This is a genomic window from Actinoplanes sp. NPDC026619 (assembly GCF_040638295.1).
Taxonomy (GTDB): domain Bacteria; phylum Actinomycetota; class Actinomycetes; order Mycobacteriales; family Micromonosporaceae; genus Actinoplanes.
On the sequence record NZ_JBEZYA010000018.1, the window covers coordinates 220,764 to 232,932 of the forward strand.

Here is a 12,169-nt window from a genome sequence, read left to right on the forward strand (position 1 = left end):
TCGACGGGGAGCGACGCGGATGACCGGTCGGCCCGGCATCGCTACGGTTATCGCGTGTCTCAGATCCCATGGTGGGGGCTACCCCTCATCGCCGTGGTGTTTGCCCTGGTCGGGGCAGTCACGGCACAGCTAGTGACGGCCCGGACCGAACATGCGCGCAACACCCGGCGAAAGACCCGGCGGTGGTACGAGGAGCGCAAGGACGCGTACGTCGCCCTGCTCTCCGTCTTCGAACGTGACACCTACCGGCTGCGGGCCGCGTACGACTCCGGTGACAAGGCCGGTTCGGCGCTCGCCTATGTCGACGAGGTGGCCCCGGCGCTGATGCGAGTGCGGCTGCTCGCATCAGGGCCGGTGCGTAGTGCTGCCCTCGCCGTACACGTTCTGTTGCAGAAGCTGCACGGAGAGATGAACCCGGCATCCGTGTCGGGGGTGCAGCCGCAGATTCATTTCCGTGAGCTGCTGACCCAGGTTCCGCTGGTCATGCAGCATCTCGAGGAGGCAATCCGGGACGAGTTGCACATGGCGACCGCCGCCCCGGCCCGGCCCGAACTGTCCAATGGAGACCGGCGCGGCCGGGCTCGCCTGTTGATGCGCCGTCCGTCACGTGGACCAGCACTGGATGATCTTGCGGACATCGGGCAGGATCTAAGTCGTGACCGATGAGAAGCTCGACGATGTGACTGCCGCGGTGGTCCGCAGCGGGATCGTGGCGATCCTGCGGGCACCGACCTCCGATGGATTCGCCGCCGTGGCCGAGGTGCTGCTCGAGTCCGGCATCACCGCCCTCGAGGTAACGCTGACCTCCCGGGGAGCCATCGATGCCCTGGCCGGCGTGCGCCGCCAGCTGCCGTCCTCGGTGACGGTCGGCGCGGGCACGGTGCTGAGCGCCGACGACGCGAAACGCGCGGTCGACGCGGGCGCCGAGTTCCTGGTGTCGCCGCACCTCGACGAGGAGCTCGTCCGGTCCTCCCCGGTGCCCTTCTATCCGGGCACGGCCACTCCCACCGAGATGTTCCGGGCATACCGGGCCGGCGCTCCGCTGGTCAAGGTGTTCCCGGCGGCCAACCTCGGCCCCGGCTTCCTGCGCAACGTGCGCGGCCCGCTCCCGCAGATCAACGTGATGCCCACCGGTGGCATCAAGATCGAAGACATCGCCGACTGGCTGTTCGCCGGGGCGAAGGCGGTCGGGCTCGGCGGCCCGCTGATCGGCGACGCCGCCTCCGGCGGCAGCATGGCGGCCCTGGCCGCGCGGGCACGGCACGCGGTCAGTGCGGTCAAGTTCGCCCGGTCATGACCGGGGGCCTCTTCACCTTCGGTGAGACGATGGGGCTGGTCGCGGCGGACGGCATCGGCCCTTTGGCGTACGCCCGCGGTTTCTCGTTCGGCATCGGCGGCGCCGAGAGCAATGTCGCCGTCGGGGTGGCCCGCCTCGGCGGATCCGCCACCTGGCTCGGCCGGGTCGGGCCGGATGCCACCGGTGCCCTGATCAAGGCCCGGCTCGAGGCCGCCGGGGTGCGCGCCCTGGTCGTGCCGGACGAGACGTTCACCGGGCTGATGGTGCGTTACCGCCGGTCGGGCGAGTTCGCGCACGTCGACTACCACCGGGCCGGCAGCGCCGGCTCCCGGCTGTCGCCCGCCGACATCCCGACGGCCGAGGTGCGCGAGGCCGGTGTCCTGCACGTCACCGGCATCACCCCGGCGCTCAGCGAGACCTGCCGGTCCGCCGTGTTCCAGGCGGTCGAGACGGCGCGCGCCGCGGGCGTACCGGTGTCGATCGACATCAACTACCGCTCCAAGCTGTGGTCCCGTTACGACGCCGCCCCGGTGTTCCGCGACCTGGTCGGCATGGCCGACATCGTGTTCGCGAGCCCCGACGAGGCGGCGCTGTTCGTCGACGCCGACGACCTGCTCGGCGGCCTGGCGAAACTCGGGCCGGCCGAGGTGATCCTCAAGGACGGCGGCAACGGCTGCACCGCGCAGATCGGCGGCGAGCGGCTCAGCGCCCCCGCGCTGCCGGTGACCGTGGTCGATCCGGTCGGCGCGGGGGACGCGTTCGTGGCCGGTTACCTCGCCGACCGGCTGGCCGGCGCCGCCCCCGTGCAGCGCCTGACCACCGCGATCGCGGCGGGCGCGTTCGCGGTCACCGTCTCCGGTGACTGCGAGGGCGCGCCCGACCGCTCGGAACTGGCCGCTTTGACCGGCGGCGACCTCCGTCGCTAGGTCCTACTCCTACGCGGTGCCGAACAGTTCCGAGTAGACCGCGAAGGCCATCGCGATGTCGGCCTGCGCCCAGAAGCGGTGGTAGGTGAACGACGGCGCCGCGCCGCCGTCCAGGTAGGCCTGCACCTTTGCGAAGTCCGGGTCGTCCTCGTAGAAGGATCGGATCGACAGGAACGTCGAGTCCGAGCTGATCGGATCGCCGTTGGGCATGGTGCCGGTCCAGCCGGCCGGGATGTAGACCGGGTCGGTGAACCGCTTGTAGTCGGTGCGCGTCTCGGCGACCGAGATGCCCTTGTCGGTGGTGTGCACCGACAGCGCGTCCAGCAGGTTCTTGGCCAGGGTCTGGGTGGCCGTGTCGCCGGCCGCGGCGGCGTAATAGAGCAGGGTCTTGACCAGCGCCGCGGTGACACCGACGTCCTGGCTGTAGTCGGCGACCGACACGTGCAGGCCCGCGTTGCTGCCGGGGCTCGCCGGGTCCCAGGTGTCCGGCTGACCGGTCCAGGCCAGCGTGGACGGGATCTTGAAGTCGCCGGTGGCCGGGTCGGCGGTGATCTCGCTCGAGACCCACGCCACCCACTTGTCCAGGACCGGCTTCACCGTCGCGTCCTTGGACAGGTAGTAGTACTCGGCCCAGCGCTCCATGCCCCACGCCTGCATGCCGAACCAGTTGTTGCTCGGCGGGTCGTGGTAGACCGGCTGCCAGTCGTACGCCATGCCGTAGAAGGTCGGCGTGCCGGCCGGCGGGGTGGCGTACGCGCCGTCCCAGCTGTTGGTGGCGCCGCCGGCGATCGCCCCGTCCGCCGACTGCAGCCACTGCAGGAACTCGATCTGCCGGGTGAGGCTGGTCGACCAGTCCGTCTTGCCGGTGGCCGACTTCGGGGCGAGCGAGGCCTGCGTCGACATCGCCCAAGCGGCCACCGGGTTCTGGTAGCCGTGGTGCGCCGCGCCGTCGCCGATCCGCCACGCCCAGCCGCCGCCCGGCTCGGCGCCGCCCCAGGCGAAGTACCACCCGAGCAGATAATGCGCCGAGTTCTTGCCGCTGCCGGCCGCGCAGCCGGTCGGGCTGGTGCAGTCGCCGACCTGCTTGAAGTACTTGTCGAAGAACGCGTACCGCAGGTAGTCGCCCATCTTGGCGGCCTTCGCCACCGAGGCCGAGATCGCGCTCGCGTTGCCCTGGTCGGTCGCCCACTTGAGCGCCCAGTACGCCGCCTGCACCGCACGCGCGTCGGCGTCCGGCGCGTTGGTGTACTTCCACTGCTGGGCGTAGCTGCTGTCACCGGTGAACAGGTCGAGGTAGCCGTTCGGGCCGCCGTACTTGAACAGGTCGGTGCTGGGCTGCGGCACCGTCTCCCACACCGACTCCTGCGACCCGCGCTGGTAGCTGTTGATGTAGCAGGGACCGGAGGCGGACGGCCCGTTCTCGCCGCCGCTGCCGGCGGTGGTGCCGTAGCCGTAGACGTTGTCCACGTCGAGCAGCCAGTGCATCGCGTACATGTCGGCGGTGCCGTAGGCCGACTTCAGCTCGTTGGCGATCGGGTCCTGACCCACCGGCACGCTCTTGTCGAGCGCGCTCGGGTAGTCCGAGACCGCGGGGTGCTCGGGAGCGTAGGTGGCCGGGGCGGCCGGGTTGTAGGACGTGTTGCTGGGCTGGTCGGCAGCGGTCGGGATGATGAACTTCTCGGCGGCGGCCCAGCTGGCGTTGAACGGCGCCCAGTCACCGGTCACCCGGCCGTAGGTCGCCTCCAGCCACATCCAGTAGCTGAACGCCTCCGAAGTGGTCTCGTGACCGTGGTCCGGCGCCTCGACCATCAACGTCTCGACCGAGTGGTAGGGCACGCCCTGCGGGCTGAAGTAACCGCTCGCGGCGGCCTTGATCTTGGCGTACTGGTCGAGGAACTTCTGCGAGTACTCGTCCGCGACGAGCGCCGGCGCCTCGGCGGCGGAGGCGAGTTTCGCGCCGCCGACGGCAACGCCGGCGATCGTGCCGCCGACGGCGACGACGAATCCTCTACGAGATAGGGGAGCCATGCAATCCTCCTAGCGGGGCGGCCGACGTGGTTACCGGGGATCGTCGGTGTGACCGCTCATCGGGTCTCTGGCGGGAGACGGTGGGGCGGCGTCCCGGCCGGACAATCGGACGAAACGCCGTAGAAACATCGATGCCGATCGTTACATGGGAGCGCTCCCATTGCAACCGGACCGGATCGTTTCGCCGAAGGTTGTACGCTGCGTGACGCCTCCAGGGTGGTGAGTTACGCGGATGTCGGTACGCCTTCACCGGGATTGCCCTGCTCGATTTCCTGGCAGGACTGCGCGGCCAGGCGACCCGCGGCGGCGCTCGACTGCACACGTACGAGTTTCCTGCACGCCACGTTCGGCGAATACCTCATCGCCCGCCTGATCGTGCGGCTGCTGACCGAGTTGGCCGAGGAGGAGGCGTTCGGCGCCGCCGGTTGCCGCGACGGACGGCTGCACGCGTTGTTGTCGTTCGCCCCGTTGACCGACCGCGAGCCGATCCTGGACTTCGTCGGCGAACTGGCAGCCCAGCAGTGCACCGACGGCGCCCGGGCCAGCACCGCCGTGGTATCACGGCGGTGCTGGCGCTGATCAATGTGATTGTCGGACAAGTGCCGCCGGACGTGACCGCGCAGTGGGCCCTGGTCTTGAGTCCGCTCTCCGCTGATCGCCGTCAGGTGCCGTCCGCGCAGGACGTGCCACGCGGCGGCACGGTCAGCGAGATCAGGTAGGCGTCGGCGACGGCGCGCATGCAGGGGCTGATCGAGTACGAGCCATGGCCGGCGCCCTCGTAGGTGACCAGCACGCCGTGGCGGCCCAGCTGGCGTTCCACGTTGCGTGCCCAGTTCCAGCCGGTGGCCGGGTCGTGCCGCGAGTTGAGCAGCAGCAGCGGCGTCGCGGTGTGCACGTGCAGGTCGTGCTGTGGGTAGGCGACGCGCGGCCAGCCGAGGCAGGCGGTCAGCGCGAACACCTGCGCCGGGAAGTGGGTGTGCGGCGCCACCCTGGCCGCTTGACGCAGCAGTGAGGCGTACTCGCGGTAGTCGCGCACCGGCAGCGACCAGTCCGCGCAGAACGCCGGCAGCACCACTGGTGGCAGTCCGACCGACATGCCGTCGGCGCCCCCGTCGACCGCGGCGAGGTAGTCCGCGAGTCTGCCGTACTGGACGTCCTTGGTGGATTTGAAGGTGAGCGCGACCAGGTCGAAGGGTGTCTGGGCGGTCGACTCGTAGACCCGGTTCCACACCGCGGCCACGTCCTTGCCGTGGAGCTTGCACGCCGTCGTGCCGTTGCACCAGGTCACGAACGCGTCGAACGCGTCCTCGGACGCCTGCGTCTGTGCGATCAGGAACTCGGCGGTGGACCGGCTGCTGTGGTCGTCGACGCTCTCCAGCACGATGGCGCGGGTGCGGTCCGGATAGCGTTCCGCGTACGCCTCGCCGAGCAGCGTGCCGTAGGAGCTGCCCTGGAAGGTGAGCTGACGTTCGCCGAGGGCGGCCCGTAGCGCGTCCAGATCGCGCACGTTGCTGGTCATGTCCGCGTGGTTCCACAGATCGCCGGTGAGCTGCTCGCACCCGGCCCAGTAGTCGTGGTTGAACTTCAGCGTGGCGTCGAAGTCCTGCTGGCTGCTCAGCACCGGATAGGGCGCCTTCTCGGCGGGGCAGCTGACGGGATGGCTGCCGGTGGAGCCGCGCGGATCGAAGCTGACGATGTCGAACCTGTCGAGCAGGGTGTCGCTGAACCGGTCGTAGCCGTCGGTCACCCGGGAGACGCCCGGATCCCACGGACCGCCCGGCCCGAACACCAGCGTCCCGACCTTGTGGTCCTGGTCGTGGGCGAGCCGCCGGCCGACCGCGATGTCGATCTTCTCGCCGGCCGGGTGCGACCAGTCGACCGGAACGGTGAGAAAGGCGCACTGGGCATCCATGGCCTTGCCGCAGGTGTGCCAGTCGAGTTCGGTGGCCGGCGGTGGCGCCGGAATCGGCAGCGCGGCGGCCAGGAGAACGGAGAGCAACATGTTCATGGCCTCGATGCTGGTCGATGAGAGCCGGGTGGTTAATCGGGAAAGCCCCCGAGACGACCCTGAGATCCGGCGGGCACGAAACTGACCGGATCGTTCCTCTCCAGGCCCGGATGATGCCTATCGGCGGAGCGGTCCGGCGGCGAAGAATCTAGGTATGACCAACGCTCTGATCGTGATCGACGCGCAGGAGTCCTTCCGGGCCCGGCCGCTGTGGCAGACCCTCGACAACCCGGACCTGATCGGCAACGTGCAGCGGCTCGTCGACGACGCCCGCGCCAAGGGCGAGCTGGTGGTGTGGGTGCTGCACAACGAGCCGGGTTCCGGTGGGCTCTTCGATGCGGCGAACGGCTACGTGCGAATCGTGGACGAGCTCAAGGCCCTCGCGGACGAGCCGACCATCGTCAAGACCTCGCACAACGCGTTCTCCACCACCAATCTCGGGCAGACGCTGACGGTGGCCGGGGTGCGGTCGGTGACCGTCTGCGGGCTGCGCACCGAGCAGTGCGTGGAGACCACCGCCCGGGTCGCCTCCGATTTCGGGTACGACGTCACCTACGTCACCGATGCCACCGGAACGTTCCCGATCCCGCATTGGGAGGCGCCGGCCGACCAGTCCGTGGCGGAGTTGCTGGCCGATCCGCGTACGCTTTCCGCGGCGGACGTAAAGACCCGCACCGAATACGCTCTGGCCGGCCGTTTCGCCACTGTCACCACCACGGGAGGTGTGACCGGATCGTGAGCCGGGTGGTTTTCGTGCTGACCCCGCAGGTGCACCTGCTCGACCTGGCCGGGCCGGCGCAGGTGTTCGGCACCGCCGACGGCTACGACCTCTCCTACGTCGCCGAGGCCACCCCGGTGCCGACCTGGCAGGGCGTGGCCCTGCACGCCGACCGTGACTGGCCGTCACTGACCGCCGACGACCTGGTCGTGGTTCCGGGCTGGCGCACTGGTTACGGAGCGTTCGGCGATGCGACCCTGCAACGGCTCGCCGACCACCACACGGCGGGCGGCACGGTGGCCAGCGTGTGCGCCGGGGCCGACGCGCTCGGGCGCGCCGGCCTGCTCGACGGCCGCCGCTGCACCACCCACCACGACCTGCAGGACCAACTGGCTCGCTCCTTCCCCCGGGCCACCGTGGTGCGCGACGTGCTCTACGTCAGCGACGACCGGGTGGTGACCTCGGCCGGCATCGCCAGCGGCATCGACCTGGCCCTGCACCTGGTGGCGCTACGTCACGGTCCCGCGGTCGCGGCGCGGGTGGCTCGCGAGATGGTCGTCTACGCGCGGCGTAACGGTGACGAGCGGCAGGCCAGCGCGATGCTGCGGCACCGCGCCCACCTGTCCGATGTGGTGCATCGGGTGCAGGACCGGATCGACGCCGACTTCGCCGCACCGCTGCCCCTGCCCGAGCTGGCGACCGCGGCCGGCGTCAGCGAACGCACGCTGACCAGGCTTTTCTCTGCCGCCACCGGCCGCACCCCGCTGCGTTACCAGCAACTCCTGCGAGTGGAACGCGCCGAATACCTGATCGGCCACGGCACCACGGTCGACGCCGCGGCCCGGGCGGTCGGCTTCACCGACGCCCGCATGCTCCGCCGCCTGCGCCCGCCCGTAGTCTGGCGCCATGCTGCGCGGCGTCCTGCTCGATCTCGACAACACCCTCGTCGACCAGGAGACCGCGACAGCCGAAGCGCTGCGTCGCTGGCTGCCATCACTCGGCGTGACCTGCACGCCATCACTGATCACCCGCTGGGACGAAATTCAAGAACGCCACATGGTGGCCTGGCGCGAGCGCACCGTGACCTTCCGCGAGCAGCGGCGGCGCCGGCTCCGCGACTTCCTCCCGACCATCAGGATTGCGTACGCCGAGGAAGCGCTCGACGAAATCTTCGACGGATACCTGGCCGCGTACGAGTCGTCCTGGCGCGCCTTCCCCGACGTCGACGACGCGCTCGCCGCCATCGCCGCCGCCGGCCTCGAGGTGGCCGTGCTGACCAACGGCTCCACCGAGCAGCAGCACAGCAAGCTGGCCCGCACCGGGCTGGCCGGCCGGGTGGGCCCGGTCTTCACGGTCGAGGACGTGGGCGCGGCCAAGCCCGACGCAGCCGCGTTCCTCGGCGCTTGCGAGCGGTGGGGCCTGCCACCGGTCTCGGTGCTCAGCGTCGGCGACCGCCACGACCTGGACGTGCTGGCCGCCCGGGCAGCCGGCCTGCAGGCGGTCCACCTGGACCGCCGCGACGAGGGCCCGCACGACGAGCCGCACCGCATCCGCTCCTTGGCCGACCTGCCGCTCAACGCTTGATCACGTCCCACTTCGGCCACTTCGGCCACTTCGGCCCTTTGGTTGCGCCCCGCGTTTGGTCGCGCTCAGCCTGTGGTCGCGCTCAGCCTTTGGTTACGCGGCTGAGCCACTCCGCGGTGAGCGCCTTCTCGGCGTCGGTGAGCGCCGGCAGCTGATCGATGATCGCTGCGAACGCGACCGTGACAGCCATCGTGTCGTTCGCCGGCACGGCCGGCGCGTCGATGAGGATCGCCGCGGTGACCGCGTCGAACATCGCGTCGCCCAGGCCGCGATCGTCGTGGGCCGGCGAGGTGCCGTGGGCCAGCAACGTCAGGACGGTGCCCCGGCCGGCGGCCTGGATCATCTCGACCGCCCGCTCCTCGCTGACTCGCAGCCGGCCGGCCGCGGCCAGCCGGTGTACCCGCCGTCGCAGGACCGCGTCGCCCGCCGCCACGGCCGGTGAGTTGCGCCGCCGCGGGTCGCTGAGCTGCCGGAACAGATCAGCGTTGGCCAGCCCGAACGCGATATGGCTGCGCCAGCCGACCTGAAGATCCGTCAGCGGGTCAAGCTCGGTCTCGATCGACTTCTCGCCGACGTAGGCCGCCATCGCGTGCTCGGCGAGCGCGTCGAGCAGGCCGTCCTTGTCACCGAAGAGCCGGTAGATGGTCGGCGGCTGCACCCCGGCCGCCTGGGAGACCGCGCGGGTGGTGACCCCGCGGGCCCCTTCCTCGGTCAGCAACCGACTGGCCGCCGCGATGATCGCGGCCCGCACCTCGTCCATGTAACGACGATAACAGCTCTTGCGTAACGCCGGAAAATCAGTGCTAACGTTCCGGTGTTACCAACGTTAAGGAGAAATCATGATCGTCGTTACCGGCGCTACCGGCAAGCTCGGCTCCCAGATCGTCGACCTGCTCCAGGGGCAGGAGCTGGGCGTCAGCGTCCGCGACCCGGGCAAGGCGGCCCACCTGGCCGACCGTGGCGTGCGCGTCCGCCGGGGCGATTTCACCGACCCGGCCTCGCTGGCGAACGCATTCGAGGGTGCCGACCAGGTCTTGATCGTCTCGGCCTCGATCCGCGACTCCGCCACCGCCATCGCCGCGAACCGCACCGCCATCAACGCCGCGGTCGCCGCCGGCGCCCAGCGGATCCTTTACACCGGCCACCAGGCAGCCGCGCACGACTCCGAGTTCGGCCCGATGGCGGTGCACGCCGCAACCGAGGACTACCTGGCCGAAGCGGGCGTCCCGTTCACGGTCCTGCGCAACGGCTTCTACGTCACCACACTCGGCTTCTACCTGCCCCGAGCCCTCGAGGCCGGCGTGCTGGCGCTGCCCGCCGACGGCCCGGTGTCGTGGACCGCCCACACCGACCTGGCCGAGGCAGCCGCAGCCGCCGTCACGACGGAGGGCCTGCTCGACGGCATCACCGCGCCACTGACCGGCCCGTCCCTGGTCGACTTCACCGAGGTGGCCCGCATCCTGACCGAGATCACCGGCCGCCCGATCACCCGAGTGGTGCTCGACGACGAGGAGTTTCGGGCAGCCGCGGGCGAGTTCGCCGACTTCACCCTCGGGATGTTCCGCGCCGCCCGCCGCGGCGAATTCGCCGTAACCGACCCGACCATCGAAAAGGTCATCGGCCGTCCCGCCACCCCCACCCGAGACTTCATCGAACGCTTTGTAGCCACATCCTCCTGACCAACGTCGCAGCCGCCCCGCAGCCGTGCGCAGGCCGGGCGGCATCACTGAGCGCCGTCCAGCCGCATCGCGCCTATTCTTGGGTTGTCCGCAGCTAGCCGCTCTCTTTTTCGCCAGCATTCCAACCGGGCCGGAATCGCGCTTCCGGCTCACCGCAGGGGCAAATTCCGCGCGCGCTCAATCGTTGTCAGGAAGCGGTTTCTGCTGGCCCGCACGAGGCCCGCGAAAATGTTGTCAGTGCCTTTCTCCGGACGGGCGGTGCCCGCGCATTTTCCCGATTTCTGTTACGATCGACAGGGCGGCGCATCCGGCTGTTTCGACGCGGTGATGTCCGGATATGCCGCGCCGAGCCGGCTGCGTTTTCGGCGCGTGCCGTGACGCGATATCGGCGACGACCGTCCGGCTGCCGCAATTCGGAAACCCTCGTCGGCGTCGCACTGCCCACCTCCCGCACGCGGCGGGAGGTGGCTGCCGGTCCCGGGGAAGGCCGCAGGCGCCGGCCGCGCCCGGACCGGGTAGTTGCCCCGGCCGGTCGACGCCGCTCACTCTGCACCTCAGATCCACAGTTGCCGCCGAGCTTTTGCCGCCGTGCCGCCCCCTCCTGGCCAGCTGCTTCAGCCGCACCAACAGCTTGCGCATGGTCGACCGCTTGCGCCTGCTCGACCGCTTCGGCTCGGCCGGCCCCTTCCGCCTGGGCTGCTTCCGCCTGCGCTGCACGGTCTGCCTGCGCTGCACGGTCTGCCTGCGCTGCACGGTCTGCCTGCGCTGCACGGTCTGCCTGCGCTGCACGGTCTGCCTGCGCTGCGCGGTCTGCTTGCGCTGTGCGGTTGGCTTGCGCTGTGCGGTTGGCTTGCGCTGTGCGGTTGGCTTGCGCTGTGCGGTTGGCCTGCGCTGTGCGGTCTGCCTGCTCTGTCTGGTCGGGCTGGCGGACCGTCTTCGCCGGATTGGCGGGACCAGAGCGGCTGAGCTGTTGTTCACGACTCGGTGGCAAGTCCCGTGCGACCCGGGCCTTGCAACCCGGCGCACGCCGCGGTGGCCGCATCACGGTTTCGTCGTTCCAGATCAACGGTGGAATCTCTTCGAAGTCGTCATGCAGGCCCACCGCCCCGCACTCGGCTGAGCAACCCTGCGACCGGCACAGCTTCCGGGCGTGGCGCCGTGCAAGGCCCCAACGCCGATGACGCTCGTGCTCGCGGCGAAAGTCATCCGCCTGCGCCGAATAATTGCGAGCTTTGGTTCGATCACGCATGGCGGCAAGCTCGGAGTTGTTGAATAACTGGAGCTGCCGCAGTCGCATGAATACATTCTTCCGCACCGTGGAGAGCGGGCGCCAAGGGTTGATTATGCCAATCCCAGAAAAGGTAGATCGGGTAGTTGCGTGACCAATCAACAACTATTGTTTACTGCCGGACAGAGCGATCCGGCGGTCGACGCCGGCGGATGAAAGGTACAAGCTATTGGTTGGCGCCGGGGAGCGGAGAAAAAATGATTCCGTAATTGACAGATAAATCGCCCAAAATTGGTGATATCCAGCATCCGTGTGACGGATACTCTGCCGGAGTCGCGTGTCGGCGGTGTGTTGCGTTACTGGTTAGCCTCGGCCCTTCAGCAAGGGGCGCTGGTGACGGCGTCCGGGAACGCGAAAGTGCCTTCTGATCTGGGATGATCTGGCTTGTCTAGAGTCAAGATCGTCCCGCACGGAAGGCACTCTCAAGGTGCAGAGTACCGGCACGCGTCCGAAGGTTGTCGTCACCGGTGGTGCTCGGGGCGTGGTCGGTCACGCCGGCACCCGACTGCTCACCGACCTCGCCGATAAGACCGGTCTGACCAGGGGTTTCATTCAAGCGTTGGGGCTGGACCGGCTGCGTCGTTCCGCGCATGAGCCGGGCCGGGTCGCGGTTGATCTGGCGGTGTTACTGGCCGACGGCG

At 69.5% G+C, this 12,169-nt stretch carries 9 protein-coding genes and 3 pseudogenes; 9 read left to right on the plus strand and 3 right to left on the minus strand.

Annotated elements, in window-relative coordinates; all coding sequences use genetic code 11:
• The first annotated feature begins 54 nt into the window (after nucleotides 1-54).
• From AB0E90_RS33855 to AB0E90_RS33865, 3 genes are read left to right on the plus strand one after another with little or no spacing between them, the layout of a single operon-like run.
• The gene (locus AB0E90_RS33855) at nucleotides 55-666 is read left to right on the plus strand and encodes a hypothetical protein (RefSeq protein WP_360415087.1); all 612 of its coding nucleotides are present in this window, start codon (nucleotides 55-57) and stop codon (nucleotides 664-666) included.
• A complete protein-coding gene (locus AB0E90_RS33860; RefSeq protein WP_360415089.1) occupies nucleotides 656-1,297 on the plus strand; it encodes a bifunctional 4-hydroxy-2-oxoglutarate aldolase/2-dehydro-3-deoxy-phosphogluconate aldolase in 642 nt (213 codons plus the stop codon). Before AB0E90_RS33855 ends, AB0E90_RS33860 begins: the two co-directional genes overlap by 11 nt.
• Nucleotides 1,294-2,223, plus strand: coding sequence for a sugar kinase (locus AB0E90_RS33865; RefSeq protein WP_360415091.1), 930 nt, complete (start codon nucleotides 1,294-1,296; stop codon nucleotides 2,221-2,223). The genes AB0E90_RS33860 and AB0E90_RS33865 overlap by 4 nt, the downstream gene beginning before the upstream one ends.
• Before the next feature lie 9 nt (nucleotides 2,224-2,232).
• On the opposite strand, the pseudogene AB0E90_RS33870 reads toward AB0E90_RS33865, so the two are convergent.
• Nucleotides 2,233-4,137, minus strand: a pseudogene (locus AB0E90_RS33870) (glycoside hydrolase family 48 protein); the annotation flags it as partial.
• Between the two features lie 333 nt (nucleotides 4,138-4,470).
• Here AB0E90_RS33870 and AB0E90_RS33875 point away from each other — a divergent pair.
• Nucleotides 4,471-4,830, plus strand: coding sequence for a hypothetical protein (locus AB0E90_RS33875; RefSeq protein WP_360415093.1), 360 nt, complete (start codon nucleotides 4,471-4,473; stop codon nucleotides 4,828-4,830).
• 82 nt (nucleotides 4,831-4,912) lie between these two features.
• On the opposite strand, the gene AB0E90_RS33880 is transcribed toward AB0E90_RS33875, so the two are convergent.
• A complete protein-coding gene (locus AB0E90_RS33880; protein ID WP_360415095.1) occupies nucleotides 4,913-6,259 on the minus strand; it encodes an alpha/beta hydrolase in 1,347 nt (448 codons plus the stop codon).
• 154 nt (nucleotides 6,260-6,413) lie between these two features.
• On the opposite strand from AB0E90_RS33880, the gene AB0E90_RS33885 reads away from it, so the two are divergent.
• From AB0E90_RS33885 to AB0E90_RS33895, 3 genes and pseudogenes are all read left to right on the plus strand, one after another.
• Nucleotides 6,414-6,998 carry an isochorismatase family protein gene (locus tag AB0E90_RS33885; RefSeq protein WP_360415097.1) on the plus strand — a complete coding sequence of 195 codons (585 nt, stop codon included), beginning with the start codon at nucleotides 6,414-6,416 and terminating at the stop codon, nucleotides 6,996-6,998.
• Between the two features lie 62 nt (nucleotides 6,999-7,060).
• Nucleotides 7,061-7,798 (plus strand): annotated as a pseudogene (locus tag AB0E90_RS33890) (DJ-1/PfpI family protein); the annotation flags it as partial.
• An 85-nt stretch (nucleotides 7,799-7,883) separates the two neighbouring features.
• Nucleotides 7,884-8,561 carry an HAD family hydrolase gene (locus tag AB0E90_RS33895; RefSeq protein ID WP_360415099.1) on the plus strand — a complete coding sequence of 226 codons (678 nt, stop codon included), beginning with the start codon at nucleotides 7,884-7,886 and terminating at the stop codon, nucleotides 8,559-8,561.
• An 82-nt stretch (nucleotides 8,562-8,643) separates the two neighbouring features.
• On the opposite strand, the gene AB0E90_RS33900 is transcribed toward AB0E90_RS33895, so the two are convergent.
• Nucleotides 8,644-9,321, minus strand: coding sequence for a helix-turn-helix domain-containing protein (locus AB0E90_RS33900; RefSeq protein WP_360415101.1), 678 nt, complete (start codon nucleotides 9,319-9,321; stop codon nucleotides 8,644-8,646).
• Nucleotides 9,322-9,400: 79 nt separating this feature from the next.
• Between AB0E90_RS33900 and AB0E90_RS33905 the strand changes: the two genes are divergently transcribed.
• Together AB0E90_RS33905 and AB0E90_RS33910 are read left to right on the plus strand one after the other, a co-directional pair.
• Nucleotides 9,401-10,240 carry an NAD(P)H-binding protein gene (locus AB0E90_RS33905; protein WP_360415103.1) on the plus strand — a complete coding sequence of 280 codons (840 nt, stop codon included), beginning with the start codon at nucleotides 9,401-9,403 and terminating at the stop codon, nucleotides 10,238-10,240.
• Between the two features lie 1,667 nt (nucleotides 10,241-11,907).
• Nucleotides 11,908-12,169, plus strand: a pseudogene (locus AB0E90_RS33910) (hypothetical protein); the annotation flags it as partial.

What these genes read in the sequence shown, in the direction of transcription:
- AB0E90_RS33865 (WP_360415091.1), top strand. Translation starts at nt 1,294, where the DNA reads ATGACCGGGGGCCTCTTCACCTTCGGTGAGACGATGGGGCTGGTCGCG.
- AB0E90_RS33880 (WP_360415095.1), bottom strand. Translation starts at nt 6,259, where the DNA reads ATGAACATGTTGCTCTCCGTTCTCCTGGCCGCCGCGCTGCCGATTCCG.
- AB0E90_RS33885 (WP_360415097.1), top strand. Translation starts at nt 6,414, where the DNA reads ATGACCAACGCTCTGATCGTGATCGACGCGCAGGAGTCCTTCCGGGCC.
- AB0E90_RS33895 (WP_360415099.1), top strand. Translation starts at nt 7,884, where the DNA reads ATGCTGCGCGGCGTCCTGCTCGATCTCGACAACACCCTCGTCGACCAG.
- AB0E90_RS33900 (WP_360415101.1), bottom strand. Translation starts at nt 9,321, where the DNA reads ATGGACGAGGTGCGGGCCGCGATCATCGCGGCGGCCAGTCGGTTGCTG.
- AB0E90_RS33905 (WP_360415103.1), top strand. Translation starts at nt 9,401, where the DNA reads ATGATCGTCGTTACCGGCGCTACCGGCAAGCTCGGCTCCCAGATCGTC.